The organism is Marinobacterium sp. xm-m-312 (assembly GCF_013283295.1).
GTDB lineage: Bacteria > Pseudomonadota > Gammaproteobacteria > Pseudomonadales > Balneatricaceae > Marinobacterium_E.
Genome location: NZ_WBYS01000006.1, coordinates 152,266 through 167,753, shown reverse-complemented (window position 1 = coordinate 167,753; position 15,488 = coordinate 152,266). Strand labels below are relative to the sequence as shown.

General features: G+C 47.9%; 13 protein-coding genes. 4 read left to right on the top strand and 9 right to left on the bottom strand.

What is annotated here, in order from left to right; genetic code table 11:
* The first annotated feature begins 13 nt into the window (after positions 1-13).
* Positions 14-1,462, top strand: a complete 1,449-nt coding sequence (gene pyk / locus XMM312_RS09155) for a pyruvate kinase (protein ID WP_173484278.1) — start codon at positions 14-16, stop codon at positions 1,460-1,462.
* Positions 1,463-1,557: 95 nt separating this feature from the next.
* Here the strand turns inward: pyk and XMM312_RS09150 are convergent, their stop codons facing one another.
* The 4 genes from XMM312_RS09150 to XMM312_RS09135 form a co-directional block, all read right to left on the bottom strand.
* Positions 1,558-1,947, bottom strand: coding sequence for a GtrA family protein (locus tag XMM312_RS09150; RefSeq protein WP_173484279.1), 390 nt, complete (start codon positions 1,945-1,947; stop codon positions 1,558-1,560).
* Positions 1,948-1,959: 12 nt separating this feature from the next.
* Positions 1,960-2,922 (bottom strand): glycosyltransferase family 2 protein, encoded by a 963-nt coding sequence (locus XMM312_RS09145; protein WP_173484280.1) that lies wholly within the window; start codon positions 2,920-2,922, stop codon positions 1,960-1,962.
* An 8-nt stretch (positions 2,923-2,930) separates the two neighbouring features.
* Entirely contained in the window at positions 2,931-4,427 is a 1,497-nt protein-coding gene (locus XMM312_RS09140; RefSeq protein ID WP_173484281.1) for a glycosyltransferase family 39 protein, read from the bottom strand.
* Between the two features lie 112 nt (positions 4,428-4,539).
* Positions 4,540-5,412, bottom strand: a complete 873-nt coding sequence (locus XMM312_RS09135) for a hypothetical protein (RefSeq protein WP_173484282.1) — start codon at positions 5,410-5,412, stop codon at positions 4,540-4,542.
* Between the two features lie 339 nt (positions 5,413-5,751).
* Here XMM312_RS09135 and XMM312_RS09130 point away from each other — a divergent pair, with 339 nt between their 5' ends.
* Together XMM312_RS09130 and pgi are read left to right on the top strand one after the other, a co-directional pair.
* Positions 5,752-5,928 carry a hypothetical protein gene (locus XMM312_RS09130; protein WP_173483182.1) on the top strand — a complete coding sequence of 59 codons (177 nt, stop codon included), beginning with the start codon at positions 5,752-5,754 and terminating at the stop codon, positions 5,926-5,928.
* Between the two features lie 126 nt (positions 5,929-6,054).
* Positions 6,055-7,644 (top strand): glucose-6-phosphate isomerase, encoded by a 1,590-nt coding sequence (gene pgi, locus XMM312_RS09125; RefSeq protein ID WP_173489107.1) that lies wholly within the window; start codon positions 6,055-6,057, stop codon positions 7,642-7,644.
* Positions 7,645-7,893: 249 nt separating this feature from the next.
* Here pgi and XMM312_RS09120 read toward each other — a convergent pair whose 3' ends face one another.
* Positions 7,894-9,609, bottom strand: a complete 1,716-nt coding sequence (locus XMM312_RS09120) for a long-chain fatty acid--CoA ligase (RefSeq protein WP_173489106.1) — start codon at positions 9,607-9,609, stop codon at positions 7,894-7,896.
* 370 nt (positions 9,610-9,979) lie between these two features.
* Here XMM312_RS09120 and XMM312_RS09115 point away from each other — a divergent pair, with 370 nt between their 5' ends.
* A complete protein-coding gene (locus XMM312_RS09115) occupies positions 9,980-10,780 on the top strand; it encodes an alpha/beta hydrolase (RefSeq protein WP_173489105.1) in 801 nt (266 codons plus the stop codon).
* Positions 10,781-11,073: 293 nt separating this feature from the next.
* On the opposite strand, the gene XMM312_RS09110 is transcribed toward XMM312_RS09115, so the two are convergent.
* The 4 genes from XMM312_RS09110 to lpdA all read right to left on the bottom strand — a co-directional run bounded on the left by XMM312_RS09110 (position 11,074) and on the right by lpdA (position 15,476).
* Complete coding sequence (locus XMM312_RS09110) at positions 11,074-11,517, bottom strand: transposase (RefSeq protein ID WP_173481569.1); 444 nt, start codon at positions 11,515-11,517, stop codon at positions 11,074-11,076.
* A gap of 360 nt (positions 11,518-11,877) precedes the next feature.
* Positions 11,878-12,759 (bottom strand): succinate--CoA ligase subunit alpha, encoded by an 882-nt coding sequence (gene sucD, locus XMM312_RS09105; RefSeq protein WP_173481570.1) that lies wholly within the window; start codon positions 12,757-12,759, stop codon positions 11,878-11,880.
* A gap of 2 nt (positions 12,760-12,761) precedes the next feature.
* Positions 12,762-13,928 carry an ADP-forming succinate--CoA ligase subunit beta gene (gene sucC / locus XMM312_RS09100; RefSeq protein ID WP_173481571.1) on the bottom strand — a complete coding sequence of 389 codons (1,167 nt, stop codon included), beginning with the start codon at positions 13,926-13,928 and terminating at the stop codon, positions 12,762-12,764.
* Positions 13,929-14,036: 108 nt separating this feature from the next.
* Complete coding sequence (lpdA, locus tag XMM312_RS09095) at positions 14,037-15,476, bottom strand: dihydrolipoyl dehydrogenase (RefSeq protein WP_173483186.1); 1,440 nt, start codon at positions 15,474-15,476, stop codon at positions 14,037-14,039.
* Positions 15,477-15,488: the final 12 nt, after the last annotated feature.

Here is a 15,488-nt window from a genome sequence, read left to right as displayed (position 1 = left end):
TTAAGGATTTAAGATGCAACGCAGAACCAAAATTGTCGCTACCCTTGGCCCAGCAACCGATTCACCAGAGGTACTTGAACGCCTCGTTCAAGCGGGTGTGAACGTTGTCCGACTAAACTTCTCGCACGGCGAGGCGGATGATCACAAGAAGCGCGCAGCCATGGTTCGTGAAGCTGCCGCAAAAGCGGGTCGATTCGTTGCGATCTTAGGGGACTTACAAGGCCCTAAAATTCGTATTGCGCGATTCAAAGACACTAAGATCCATCTCAAAGTGGGTGATCGTTTTGCTCTGGACTCGAGCATGGACAAAACAGCCGGCACACAAGAGGCTGTGGGTATCGACTACGAGCAACTGGTAGAAGATTGTAAACCAGGTGATGTGCTACTGCTTGATGACGGTCGTGTACAGATGCGCGTTGTTGAGAAGAAGCCAAACCGCTTAGAGTGTGAAGTGACCGTTGGCGGCCCACTTTCAAACAATAAGGGCATCAACCTACAGGGCGGAGGCCTTTCAGCGGCCGCTCTGACTGAAAAAGATAAGGCAGACATCATTACCGCAGCAGAGATCGATGTTGACTACCTAGCGGTCTCCTTCCCTCGCTCGGGTGCTGACATCACAGAAGCGCGCGAACTGATGAATGCGGCCGGTGGTGACGCAGGGATTGTTGCTAAGATCGAACGTGCAGAGACGGTTAGCTGTGTCGAAAATATCGATGAGATCATTCTGGCATCCGACAGCGTTATGGTTGCTCGTGGCGACTTAGGCGTAGAGATCGGCGATGCAGAACTGATCGGCATTCAGAAATTGATCATCGATCGTGCACGCACACTGGATCGCACCGTAATCACAGCAACGCAGATGATGGAGTCAATGATCTCCAGCCCCATGCCGACTCGTGCAGAGGTTTTTGACGTAGCCAACGCTGTTCTAGATGGAACCGATGCCGTCATGCTCTCAGCTGAAACGGCTGCTGGTGAGTTCCCAATTGAGACCGTTGAGGCGATGTCTCGAGTCATTATAGGCGCCGAGAAGAACCGTCAATCTCAAGTCTCTAAGCACCGTATGAACGAGCGGTTCCACAAAATCGATGAATCGATCGCCTTGGCGGCTATGTATACGGCTAACCACTTAGAGGGTGTCACTGCGATTATTTCTATGACTGAATCAGGGGCTACACCCCTTCTGATGTCGCGCATTCGCTCTGGCCTACCGATCTTCGCCTTCTCAAAGAATCCAAAGACACAGACCCGCGTGGCACTCTACCGTGGCGTTAAAACCGTTCCGTTTGATTCAGAAGCGGTTCCCAACGAAGAGATCAACCAACGTGCTGTCGAAGAGCTACAGCGTCGTAAGGTAGTAAAAGAGGGTGATATCGTCTTGATTACTAAGGGCGACTACGTCAACGCTCAGGGTGGTACCAACACCATGAAGATCGTTCGCGTCGGACCGAATATTAAGTAGACCGAATAGTGAAACTATTGTAGTTTCAATATTGTAAACCTTTCAGCAACTCCACATTCAACAAAGAATGTTTACCCCACACATGTGGGGTTTTTTTATTTAAAAGCCCAGCCTTTAGCCAAAGCAAAAGTCACCAACGGGACTACAAATACCATCGGAAAAACAGCGTATAGGTAATCCACCTGAAGCCACTCAGTCACCACCCAAACAGCCAATGAATTGAGCAACAATCCCGACATAGCAACGACCAAAAACCTGAGCTGATAGGCAAAGGATTTATGCACTTTTTGCCCTTGTGTTTGAGTTCGAAACGTCCAGAGAAAATGGCCGGAATAAGAGAAGAGAAAAGCAATTAGAAATGCGATCAGGTTTGCCAGCATGGGTTCTAACACAACACCGATAACACCATAAACCAGCGCATGAACACCCGTCGCTACAACACCGACTGAAGCAAACTGAGAAAACTGATAAATCAAAGAGCGCATAACTAAGATACGTTACTCTTTAGACTCTTGATCAAATCCCACCTTCTCACGAACGAGATAGATTGGCCTGCGCTTAGTCTCAAGGAAGATTCGACCAACATACTCTCCAACTACCCCTAGCCCCATTAAAATAGCGCCATTAAAGAAGAGCATGATGGCTACCAAAGAGGGATAACCCGCCACATCGTTACCGTACAGTAAGGTACTAGCTACTACATAAAGCAGATACAAGGAGGATAGCGCAGAAAGACTAAATCCCAAGTAGGTCCAAATCCGCAGTGGCGTAGTGCTAAACGAAAAAATACCGTCTAAGGCAAAGTTCCATAGCTTCCAACTGCCCCACTTCCCTTCACCCGCAAAACGCTCCTCACGCTTGAAGTAGAGTTGAGTAGTTTTAAAGCCGAGCCAAGCAAACAATCCTTTCATAAACCGAGTACGCTCTGGGAGAGTTTTAAGCGCCTCTACGACTCGCCTATCCATCAAACGGAAGTCACCTGCATTATCGGGCAGATCAACATCACTGACACGACTAAACAGCTTATAGAAGCTATTGGCGGTAAAGCGTTTCATAAAGCTATCGGTTGAACGATCCGAACGAATCGCCAATACGACATCGAAACCCTCTTGCCACTTAGCGATCATATCAGGAATCAATTCTGGTGGATCCTGAAGATCGACATCCATCGGGATCACCATATCACCACTGCATAGTTCCAACCCAGCCGTTAAGGCGGGTTCTTTGCCGAAGTTACGCGATAGATCGACCACCTTGATGTCTGGGTACTCTGCACGCATTTCGCAAAGCTGTTCGTAGGTCGTATCACGACTCCCATCATTCACACAGACTATCTCGTAATCTAAGCCAGTCGATTTCAGAATCGGTGTAATACGCTCAAAAAAGGGAGTAAGACTCTCCGACTCATTAAAGACAGGAACAACAATAGAGAGATAGGGAGATGATGGAGTAGTGCTCACAAGCAAGGTCACTTATTAATGGATGGTGGTATAGCAATGTATTCAATTTGAATCGGTTTGTCAGCTTTTGAAGAGTGCCAAATGAATGACCGGCTTTTAGCATCCGAAGGTTTGTATCCTCTAGATTCAATAAAATCAGTCATGGAAGCAGGTAACGCCTGCCCTGCCAACCAAGCAACCAGTACTCCCGCTTCCGAAATATCATCATCCGTAACCCATGGCGATTTAATCGGATCACCATCAACACTGACACGAAGTGGATCATCTGTACTGGCCGCCACCAACCCACCAAGCCAATATGGGGCAACAACAATTTTTAACGGTGCAGATGTATCTAAACGATAAGCATCTCTTAAATCATTAGCGATTGCAGTCTGTGGCCATAGAGTTCGCATCGGTTTGTCACTCAAATCTGTGCGATAAATGTGCTGCACTGCATAAAGAGTTCCCACCAATGGAAGCAATATCAAAGAGCCAACAATAATGCGGAGAGCACGTTTATCCGTTAGACGACCACCCAAAAAGTAGAGCACGACCAATCCACTAAAGTTAAACATAGGGGTGCCCCACATCGGTTTAAGACCCATGCCTGCGATAACTGGTAACAGAGCAACCATTAGCACAGGAGCTATGACAACTAAGATTAAGAAAGACGTTTTATCAAAGGGGCGATCCGCTTTAGCTAATAAGGCACCACGCCCCAACAAGCCACCAACAAAAAGTAAAATTATAAAGAAGAGGTGATCAGCCAACTGAGCAGCTAAAAAAGAGACGCTATCCGCTACACCACCACTACTAGCCCGGTCTTGTGCGTAGTGAATAGGAAGAAAATTAGAATCGATTAAGTACGACGCCTGTGGCAAGGCAATTACCAAAAAGAGAATCCCCGTTAACCAAGGACCTATACTTTTAAATGAACTACGCCCAGATGGAGTTACTAGCAGCCAGATGAATACCCATAAGAGCAGAATACCCGCAGAGTACTTTGTCCAAACCATTGCACCAGCAGCCAATCCTAATGCCAACCAATAAACCACTGCCTTAGTAGATACCGCTCGCCAAGCAAACAGCGTAGCCATAGCCCATAAAGGCATCTGTAACACGTTGTGGTTAAATTCCGGCGTCGGCCAGTGATAATAGAAGATAGAGCTTGTAAGCAGCGTAGCGACTAGTGCTCTATGCTTTCCGATGAACTCTTTGCCTAGTAGATATATGGCAATGTAGGCAACAACGATTGAGAGTTGAGAGTGTAGATAGACAACCTCAACCTTACCAGTGATACCTATAAATAGATCGAGCAATATTCCAGGTAGGTTTGGGTGTTTGTAGTTAGCGATGACATCTTCACCGCTGAGGGTCATTAGTTCAGCGACATCGAGCGGCAACGATGAGTGGAAGGCAGGCGCTATAATGCCCCAGACCAAGACTTGGAGTGTGATTAAAAGCCAGAATGAATAGCGTTCGATGAAGTTCATAACAAAGGGGTCAGAGTAGTCTTGCAACAAGTTGTAAGACTACTCTGACCCCTACGTCGTAACAACGTTTAGACATAAAAAAAAGAGGGGCTAAAAGCCCCTCTTCAATCTAATAAGCAGCTGAGTCTAGCTCAGCGCTAAATTAGAATGAGTAAGCAACACCAAGAGTAGTGATAGTTTTATCAGCTACAGCATCTTCAGCGTAAGTAGCGTACTCAGCGTAAGCTTTAACACCGCCACCTAGGTTCTGAGTAACACCAACCATAGTTAGGTCACCAGAAGTAGTGCCGTAGTCATCTTCAGCAAGGATTGCACGAAGAGAAGTAGCACCCATAGTGTAGTTAACTTCTAGACCAAGAGTTGAAACGTCAGCAGATGCAGCGTATGCAGTTTCAACTTTGAATGCATCAACTTTAAGATCGCCCATAGTGTACGAACCGCGAAGGCCAGTAACATCGTAACCATCAGTAGATTCGTAACCAACGTTAACCGCGAAATCGCCAGCTGCATAGCCAAGCGCAAAAACTGAAGAATCAGTTACACCAGCCTGAGTTACTGCTACTGCAGCAGAAACACCATTAGATGCAAAAGTTACTGCTGCAGCGTTGTCTATTTCATCAGTAAAGTGACCAAGGTTAGCACGGCTAGCAGCAGCAGTATCACCATTAGAGAATGCATCGCTGTCAGAGCTTATAGAAACATCTGCGCCGCCAGCAGGGTTAGCAAATTTACCCATCTGGAAGCCAATAGTACCGTTGTCAAGACGAACGTATGCAACTGTAGGAGCAGCGAAATCATTTTCAGTAGAAATCACACCAGAAACATTTAGGCCAGCATCTGTAGTAGAAGAAGCTTTGATGTTAATGATAACGTCATCACGCTGGATGTCGTTACTAGTTGTAGCGCCTTGATCGTTGCTGATGTAATCCATTGACAGTTTACCGCCGATAGTTAGATCAGCCATTGCTGGTGCAGAGATCGCAGTAGCGATCGCGATTGCAAGAATCTTTTTCATTTGGAAATCTCCAGAATTTTTAATTTAAGCCTCAAATATCCGGCCAAATCTTCGTTGAATGTACGAATACACCAAACCCGTTTGGCTTTGGACAGGTTGCACTCTATCGCCCGTCTAGACAGGGGTCAACTCTAATTTTTCAAAAAGTTCCCGGTTTTTCACTTTTTTTTCGTTAATCTTTTGTTCAGAAAAGCCTAAAAACAATAAAAATCAATATAATTAATAGTTTACAGACGCTATTCAGGTTTCGTTAATTTTGAGATGATTTTGTTATATGCAACCTTCTGTTTTGGAATATGTAACAAAATTGGGGAGTTAGCTGTAAAAGCGGATGACAGGATGAATCCTGTCACCAACGGAGTGGGTCATCAGCATGCTGAACTCAACTACGGAGCTCCCGTGACTGGCCTTCAGCCTGTCATCGGCTCTACCAAGCGACTTCCAGAGATTTGGGCAAGACTGTCCAACAGCGTTTTCCAGAATCTCTGCCACTTGCAACAGCGGATGACAGGATGAATCCTGTCACCATCTTTAAGTAAGCAACAAAGTATGTAGTAAAATTACGTAAATATATTCATTTAATCTCTTTATTCCCGTAGAATTGACGTAACTTAAACAAAAAACCTTATTTAGAGGCCAAAAATGAATCTTCTTACCTCATCTGTAACTTGGAAAAAGCTAGAACAGCTCGCGCAAGAGACTCAAGAGGACCGTATCAGCGACTACTTTAAGCAAGACGCTAAACGCTTCGATAAGATGAGCGTTCGACTGGGCGAGCTATTTTTGGACTTCTCTAAGAATAAGATTAACGACGATGTCTTCAAAGCGTTGATCGATCTGGTTGAGCACTCATCATTGCGCCAGCGCCGTGCACAGATGTTCTCGGGTGACATTATTAATGTCACAGAGAAACGCCCTGTCTTACACACCGCACTGCGTAACCGCGGTGATGAGAAGGTGATTGTCGATGGCGTGGACGTTATGCCCGAGATTCGTTCTAGCTTGGATAAACTTAAGGTATTCAGTGAGCAGGTTCGTAATGGTGACTGGAAGGGCTATAAAGGCAACCGTATCACTGATGTTGTGAATATCGGTATTGGTGGCTCAGATCTGGGTCCTAACATGGTGGTACGCGCCCTCCTTCAATTCCGCCACCCGGACATCAAGTTCCACTTCATCTCTAATGTCGACGGCCAGCACATTAAGAAGACGCTGAAAAATTTGGATGCAAAGTCGACGCTGTTTGTCGTTTCAACTAAGACCTTCTCTACCCAAGAGACTCTGCTAAACGCTAAAACCGCACGCCGTTGGTTCCGCGAGCAGACTGGTGGCCATGAGGATATCAGCCAACATTTTGTAGCGGTTTCAACTAACCAAGCAGCTGCGATGGAGTTTGGTATTGCACAAGAGAACATCTTTGAATTCTGGGCTTGGGTGGGTGGGCGTTACTCGCTCTGGTCTGCAATCGGTCTGCCTATTGCCCTATCGATTGGCTATGACAATTTCATTGATATGCTGGAAGGCGCCTACGAGATGGATCGCCACTTTGTGGAAGCACCAATGGATCAGAACATGCCGGTGATCATGGCGCTCATCGGTATCTGGTACATCAACTTCTTGGGTGCTGAGACTCAGGCAGTGATTCCTTATGACCAGGCTCTTCACCAACTGCCGGCCTTCTTACAGCAGTTAGATATGGAGTCAAACGGTAAGTCGGTGGATATCAATGGCGACCCTGTCGATTATGCAACGGGACCTATCGTCTGGGGTCAGACCGGCTCGAATGGCCAACACGCTTTCTTCCAGTTACTGCACCAAGGGACACGATTCGTACCGATCGACTTTATCGCCTCGCTTGAGGCAGACGAGCAGACGGAAGAGCATCACTTCGCACTGCTAACCAATATGCTAGCGCAAGCCAACGCCTTTATGAACGGTGATGATTCAGACGGTCTGCTAGAGTACCAGAGCTGTCAAGGTAACCGCCCAAGTAACGTTTTGTTAATGGATCGCATCAGCCCACGCAACCTAGGCGCGCTCATTGCGCTTTATGAGCATAAGGTATTTGTACAAGGCGCTATATGGAACATCAACTCGTTTGACCAGTGGGGTGTTCAGCTCGGTAAACGCCTAGCCAATGAGATCAGCCAACAGATTGGTGAATCGACGCAGGGGTATGACCAATCGACGCAAGGGTTGATGGCGTTGGTGCGAAAGCACGTCAAATCGTAGATTTGACCGTGACAGGCCTTCAGCCTGTTTATTCCATGGATGGCATGTATGCCGAAAATGCAGGAGCAATTTTCGACCATCGGATCTTTAAGCTATCTCCCATGGATTCGAGCAAGACTGCCAGGCATACTTTTCCAGAGCCTTTTCCGTAATTTCAAAGCGGTTGACAGGCTGAAGCCAGTCACCGTGACTCCGTAGCCTGTTTATCACACCGGTGACTGGCTTTCAGCCTGTCATCCGCACTAGCAGTTACTTCCCATACAACCGATCAATCGCTACTTGGTTATCTTCAATCACCTTAGAGCGTTTGATCTTCTGTGTGGGTGTTACGTATCCATTCTCAATCGAGAAGAGTTCCCGTTGTACAATGAACTTACGGATACGTTCGGTACCGTTAAGCTCTTGGTTAACACGTTTTACCGCTTTAGAAATGATCTTTTCTAGCTCTTCATCGGAGTCTGTCGCTTTTTGCAGATCCTCAGACGGCACAATAATGGCGGACAACCAAGGTTTTGCATCGCCAAGTACCACGGCTTGATCCACCTCCTCTTCCAGCGTCAGCTTCGCTTCTAGCTTGGCAGGCGCAACGTTATCACCACCTGAAGTGACGATAAGGTCTTTCGAACGCCCTACAATAGAGACAAAGCCCTCTTCATCGATCTCGGCGAGGTCACCCGTATGCAACCAACCATCGATGATGGTGACTGCCGTAGCTGACTCATTCTGCCAATACCCTTTCATGACGTTGTCGCCACGAACTAACAGTTCACCATCGTCCGCTAGCTTCAATTCACAATCGAGCGGCAAACCGACGGTCGACATACGAATGTTTCCTGGACGGTTCACGGTAATCAGTGGCGATGCCTCTGTCTGACCATAACCTTGGATAATGCCGATGCCTAAGGCAGCAAAAAAGTTACCGATCTCTGGGTTCAGCGGTGCACCACCTGAAACAAAGTATTTAATCTTGCCGCCAAAACGATCACGCAGTTTTTTACGAACCAATTTCTCTAATAGAGGATCAAGAATGGCTTCTATTAGCGAGAGTTTTTCATCATTAAGCTTTTTCGTACCGATCGACAAAGCCTTAAAAAAGAGGCCCTTTCTAAAACCACTGGCGCGATCCACACCCGACTTGATACGCGCATAGAGCATGTCGTAGAGGCGAGGAACCGCTGTTGCTATAGATGGAGAGACCTCGGTTAGATACTGCGCGAGCCTATCGGTTGATTCGCAGTAGAAGATCTCAGCCCCTTGTGTAATCGGCATGTGCAGGCCAGCTGTATGCTCGTACGCGTGAGCAAGTGGCAAGAATGAGAGGAATCGATCCTCCTCATTAACCGGAATGGTATCCAACACTCGCGCAGCAGCTTCGACGTTATGAATGATGTTCTTGTGGGTCAGCATCGCCGCTTTAGGATGACCGCCCGTGCCCGAGGTAAAGATCAGGGTACAGACATCGTCGGTTTCTATGGATGATAGATCTGGACGTTCGACTCCTTGTTGAACCTCTGGCCAAGACAGGATTTCTGTGTGCCAATCCGGTTTATCATGCTCACCCTGGTCGATAACAATCATATGAGTGACACATTCATGGCTGACGTTGGCCTCTAAGACTCTATCGGCCAACTCCTGAGACGAGACGATGGCGAATTTAGGGCTGGTCAAAGAGAGAATATGGCGAAGATCGTCAACAGTGTGTGCTGTATAAGCTGGAACCACATAAGCACCCACGGACATGATCGCTAAATCACTGACGGCCCACTCTGGACGGTTTTCAGAGAGGATCAAAACGCGATCGTCTTTACCGACACCATACTGTGTTAGATAGTGACTCAATGTTGAAATTTGATCGGCCGTCTGTTTCCAAGAGAGCGTCTTCCACTCGCCTTCAGTTTTGTAGCCAAGGAATGTGCGATCTTGGAAGCGATCAACCTGTTTGTAAAAGCGGGATACTAGGTTCATGTTTGTCTTTTTTCTTATAAATTTAATGGAAATACGCGTTTAGTGTTAACTTGGTGCTTTGGTTTTATTAAATTGATAACGTGATAGATATTTTAGAGCGGATGACAGGCTGAAGCTAGTTAGGGCCATGGATGGCCTGTATGCAGTAATTGCAGGAGCAAATTACTGTCACCAGAGTACTCGACCATCATCGGAGCGGCAGTGACCGGCTTCAGCCTGTCATCCGCTCTATCATAATCAAGTGTACGGAACCAACTACGGAGCTACCGTGACTGTCTTTAGACTGTCATCGGCTCTACTAGTCGACTTCCAGAGAGTGGCCTAGTCGCGGTGACTGGCTTCAGCCTGTCATCTATGGATAGACTAAATAATGAAATTATTTAAACGCACTGCAGTCCTGCTAACTCTCACCTACCTATCCGCTTGCGGGTACATGTACTTTGCGCAAGACTCTTTGATTTTTAAACCGACCTACGAAACAGAGTCGGTTGAGACGATATTCCCAGGTGCTAGCGAGCTCTTTATTAATACCCCGCATGGCAACCGCCTTCAGACTTGGTATAAACCAGCTAAACCTGGGCAAGAGACGCTTGTCTATCTGCACGGCAATGCTCGCAACCTGAGCACGCGTGGGCGACTGATCAATATCTTGTCAGAGAATGAACGGGGACTATTAATCTTCAGCTGGAGCGGGTTTGGGCAAAGCAGAGGTACACCAAGCGAGGTTAGCTTTTATGACGACGCACGTGCGGTGTTTGATTGGTTAGCCAAAGAGCACAATCTAAATTCATCAGACCTGATCATCTACGGCGAGTCATTGGGAACTGGCGTGGCGGTTCAATTAGCCACTGAACGCGATTTTAAAGGGGTGATTCTGGCCGCGCCCTATACCTCTATTGCGCAGATGGCGGCTGATGACTACCCCTGGTTACCGGTTAACTTACTGCTTAAACACCGATTTGATTCGATTGATAAGATTCAAAATGTCGATGAGCCAGTAGTAATTATGCACTCCGCCGATGATGACACCATTCCCTACGAGCAAGGTGTAACGCTTTTTGAAGCTGCTGAAGAGCCGAAGCTGTTTATGGGGTTTGAGGATCGAGAACATACGCGGTTTCGATCGGAGGATGTTGATCGGGCAATTCGCTGGGTATTGGAGCGGGAGTAAAGAGTGGATGACAGGCTGAAGCCAGTTAAGGCCATGGATGGCCTGTATGGAGTCATTGCAGGAGCAAATTACTGCCACCGGAGCGCTGAACCAACTACGCAGCCGCCGTGACTGTCTTTAGACTGTCATCGGCTTTATCAGTCGACTTCCAGTGAATCGAGCAAGGCTTCTTAGCAGCATTTTCCAGAGTCTCTGCCAACTGTGACAGCGGATGACAGGCTGAAGCCAGTCACCGGTGTGTAAAGCCTGCTACGGAGTCGCGGTGACTGTCCTTCAGCCTGTCATCAGCCCCATCAGCGTTTTCCAGAGTTCCCGCTAGACCACCGATACTCCGAAGGCATTCCACAAATCCCAGCCCGCACTGGATTTTGTTCGATATATGCTTTGATCTGCTCTAGGTGGCTCTGGTTTGTAACAGGAATATTCCTAAATCGCCCTTCCCAGATCGTTCCAGTCAATCCATAACGCTTATTGAAGTAACGACCGTAACTTCCTGCGATACGTTTCATCATCTCTGAAATGCCATCATCAGAACTAGGCGTTAATAAAAAGTGAATGTGGTTGCTCATCAGTACCCAAGCATGCAGTTGAACTTCGTATACCTCTGACCAATACTCAAGTTTACTGAGGTACATTTCAAAGTCGGCACTGGCTTTAAAGATGTATTGTCGGTTGTGGCCGCGGTGAATAATGTGCTGGGGCACACCTGCTGGACATAATCTTGGCTTCCTTGCCATGGTTAAACTCCTTTTTCTTTGGAGTATAGATCATGGTTGGGAGTTTACATTGACAGCGGATGACAGGCTGAAGCCAGTCACCGGTGTGCTGATCCAACTACGGAGCTGCGGTGACTGTCTTTAGACTGTCATCAGCTCTACAAAGCGACTTCCAGAGATTGGAGCAAGACTGCTTGGCAGCTTCTTCCAGAGTCGCTGCCAACTGCGATAGCGGATGACAGGCTGAAGCCAGTCACCGGAATACTTAATTAACTACGGAGCTGCGGTGACTGGCCTTCAGCCTGTCATCCGCCCTATCCCCGTCTTCCAGAAAACACAAAAGCGACCCAAGGGTCGCTTTTCTTTAACGCGAGAAACGAATTACTTCATTGCCCAGCCAGTTACTTCAGATAGGGCTACGCCGATATCTGCTAGTGAACGTACAGTCTTAACGCCTGCGTCTTCTAGTGCTGCGAACTTCTCGTCTGCAGTGCCTTTACCGCCAGAGATGATGGCACCAGCGTGGCCCATGCGTTTGCCTGGAGGCGCTGTTACACCCGCGATGTACGATACAACAGGTTTAGTTACGTTTGCTTTGATGTAAGCAGCCGCTTCTTCTTCTGCTGAACCACCGATCTCACCGATCATAACAATCGCTTCAGTCTGTGGGTCGTTCTGGAACATCTCTAGGATATCGATGAAGTTAGAACCAGGGATTGGGTCACCACCGATACCAACACAAGTAGACTGACCGAAGCCTGCGTCAGTTGTCTGTTTAACCGCTTCGTACGTTAGCGTACCAGAGCGTGAAACGATACCGACTTTACCTGGTAGGTGGATGTGACCTGGCATGATACCGATCTTACATTCGCCCGGTGTGATAACACCTGGACAGTTAGGACCGATTAGACGTACGCCTAGCTCGTCACACTTCACTTTACACTGAAGCATGTCCATCACTGGGATGTGCTCTGTGATACAAACGATTAGCTTGATGCCTGCATTAGCCGCTTCAAGGATCGAATCTTTACAGAACGCCGCTGGTACGTAGATAACTGATGCTTCTGCGCCAGTCTGCTCTACTGCTTCAGCAACCGTGTTGAATACAGGTAGACCTAGGTGAGTTGTGCCACCCTTACCTGGAGTCACACCGCCAACCATTTTAGTGCCGTAGGCGATCGCTTGTTCAGAGTGGAAAGTACCCTGACCACCAGTGAAACCCTGACAGATTACTTTGGTGTCTTTGTTAATTAGTACTGACATGATTAGTTGCCTCCTGCTGCTTTAACTGCTTGCTGTGCAGCGTCAGTCAAGCTGGTAGCCGCGATGATATCCAAACCAGATTCAGATAGCAGTTTAGAGCCGAGGTCTGCGTTGTTACCTTCAAGGCGAACAACCACTGGAACTTCAACACCCACTTCTTTAACAGCACCGATGATGCCTTCTGCGATTAGGTCACAACGTACGATACCACCGAAGATGTTAACCAATACCGCTTTAACTTTGCTGTCTTCAAGGATGATCTTGAACGCTTCGGTTACACGCTCTTTCGTCGCGCCGCCACCTACGTCAAGGAAGTTAGCTGGGAAGCCGCCGTGTAGAGAGACGATATCCATAGTACCCATTGCAAGGCCAGCACCGTTAACCATACAACCGATGTTGCCAGTTAGGGCTACGTAGTTAAGATCCCACTCAGCCGCGCGTGCTTCACGCTCGTCTTCCTGTGATGGATCTTCCATTGCTTGGATATCTTTGTGACGGTAAACCGAGTTGCCATCGATAACGACTTTCGCATCTAGACAGTGTAGGTTGCCCTCGTCAGTGATAACCAGTGGGTTGATCTCTAGAAGAGCTAGATCTTTCTCTTCAAACATCTTCGCAAGACCCATGAAGATCGCGACGAACTGTTTGATCTGAACGCCTTCAAGACCCAACTTGAACGCTAGCTCACGACCCTGGTATGGCTGTGCGCCAGTCAAAGGGTCGATGGTTGCTTTAAGAATCTTCTCAGGTGTTTCGTGAGCGACTTTCTCGATCTCTACACCGCCTTCAGTCGATGCCATGAAGACAATGCGACGTGATGAACGGTCAACAACCGCACCCAGGTATAGTTCGTTTGCGATGTCGGTGCAGGTCTCAACAAGAATTTTAGAGACTGGCTGACCGTTCGCGTCCGTTTGGTAAGTTACCAGATTAGTGCCTAGCTTATCTTTTGCGAAAGCTGCTGCTTCTTCTGGAGAGTCTACTAGTTTAACGCCGCCCGCTTTACCGCGGCCACCTGCGTGTACCTGTGCTTTAACAACCCACTTATCACCGCCAATTTGTTTGGCTGCTTCTGCGGCTGCTTCCGGTGTATCGACTGCAATGCCTTGTGACACTGGCAGACCGTACTGTGCAAACAGCTGCTTGCCCTGATACTCGTGAAGATTCATTCTATAGTCCGTTATTTAGGTCGGTTAAACGAACACGGGGTTACCCGTGCCATCGATCTGAACAAAAGCGCTTCAAGCTTTTGACCTGAAGCGCTCCCTGTTCTGCGATTAACGCTTTTTGCGATTCGCAATGTGGATAGCGTGATTATCCACAGCTAGAGCTGCTTCGTGGATCGCTTCACTCACGGTTGGGTGAGCAAATACGGTCAACTGCAGATCTTCCGCGCTTGATGCAAATTCCATTGCGATAACACCCTGAGCGATCAGCTCAGAGGCGATACCACCAACGATGTGCACACCAAGAATACGGTCGGTAGCTTCATCAGCGAGCATCTTAACGAAGCCCTCTGTCGCATTCGCTGCCATGGCACGGCCAGACGCTGCGAATGGGAATTTGCCACTCTTGTATTTGATACCTTCCGCCTTAAGCTGCTGTTCGGTCTTACCGACCCAAGCCAACTCAGGGAAAGTGTAGATGATGTTAGGAATGCAGTCGTAGTTCATTGCTGCTTTGTGACCCGCAATGATATCTGCAACCATGATACCCTCTTCTGATGCTTTGTGTGCAAGCATCGGGCCACGTACTGAGTCACCAATGGCGTAAACGCCTGGTGCACCGGTACGACAGTTCTCGTCAACGAAGATGAAGCCGCGCTCATCCAGAGAGACACCTGAATCTTCTGCTAGAAGACCGTTGGTTTGTGGACGACGGCCGACAGCAACAATCAGCTTATCTACAACAAGCTCTTTATCGCCTTCAGAATCGGTGTATTTAACTTTTACTGCTTTACCATCAACGATCTCAGTGCCAGTACAACGTGCACCCAGTTTGATGTCTAGACCCTGTTTGGTTAGAAGCTTTTTAGCCTCTTTCGCTAGGTCTTGGTCCGCTAGGGCTAGGAAGTCATCCATCGCTTCTAGAACGGTCACTTTAGAGCCACAACGAGCCCAGATAGAACCCATCTCTAGACCGATAACACCGGCACCGATGATACCAAGGTGCTCAGGGGTTTCATCGATATCCAGCGCACCTGCGTTGTCTAGGATTAGACCCTCTGTAAGAGGTGCTGGTGGGATCTCTACAGGAACTGAACCTGATGCAAGGATCACGTTGTCAGCTTGGTAAGTAGAGACAGAGCCGTCAGCAGCGGTTACTTCAACCTGCTTACCCGCTAGCAGTTTACCTGTACCCGCAAGGGTTGTGACACCGTTCGCTTTGAACAGACCTGCGATACCGCCAGTTAGGTTCTTAACGATGCCATTCTTACGAGCAACCATCGCTTTAGGGTCGATCGATACGTTTTCAGCAACGATACCCTGAGCCGCGAAGCCGTGTTGTGCTTCGTGAAGTTTGTGGGTTGTCTCAAGCATCGCTTTCGATGGGATACAACCTACGTTTAGACAGGTACCACCTAGGACAGTACCGCCCTTCTCATCAATCCACTTCTCAACACAGGCTGTTTTCAAACCAAGCTGTGCTGCACGAATCGCTGCTACGTAACCGCCAGGGCCAGCACCGATTACAATTACGTCAAACTTATCAGACATTACTCTTTCCTA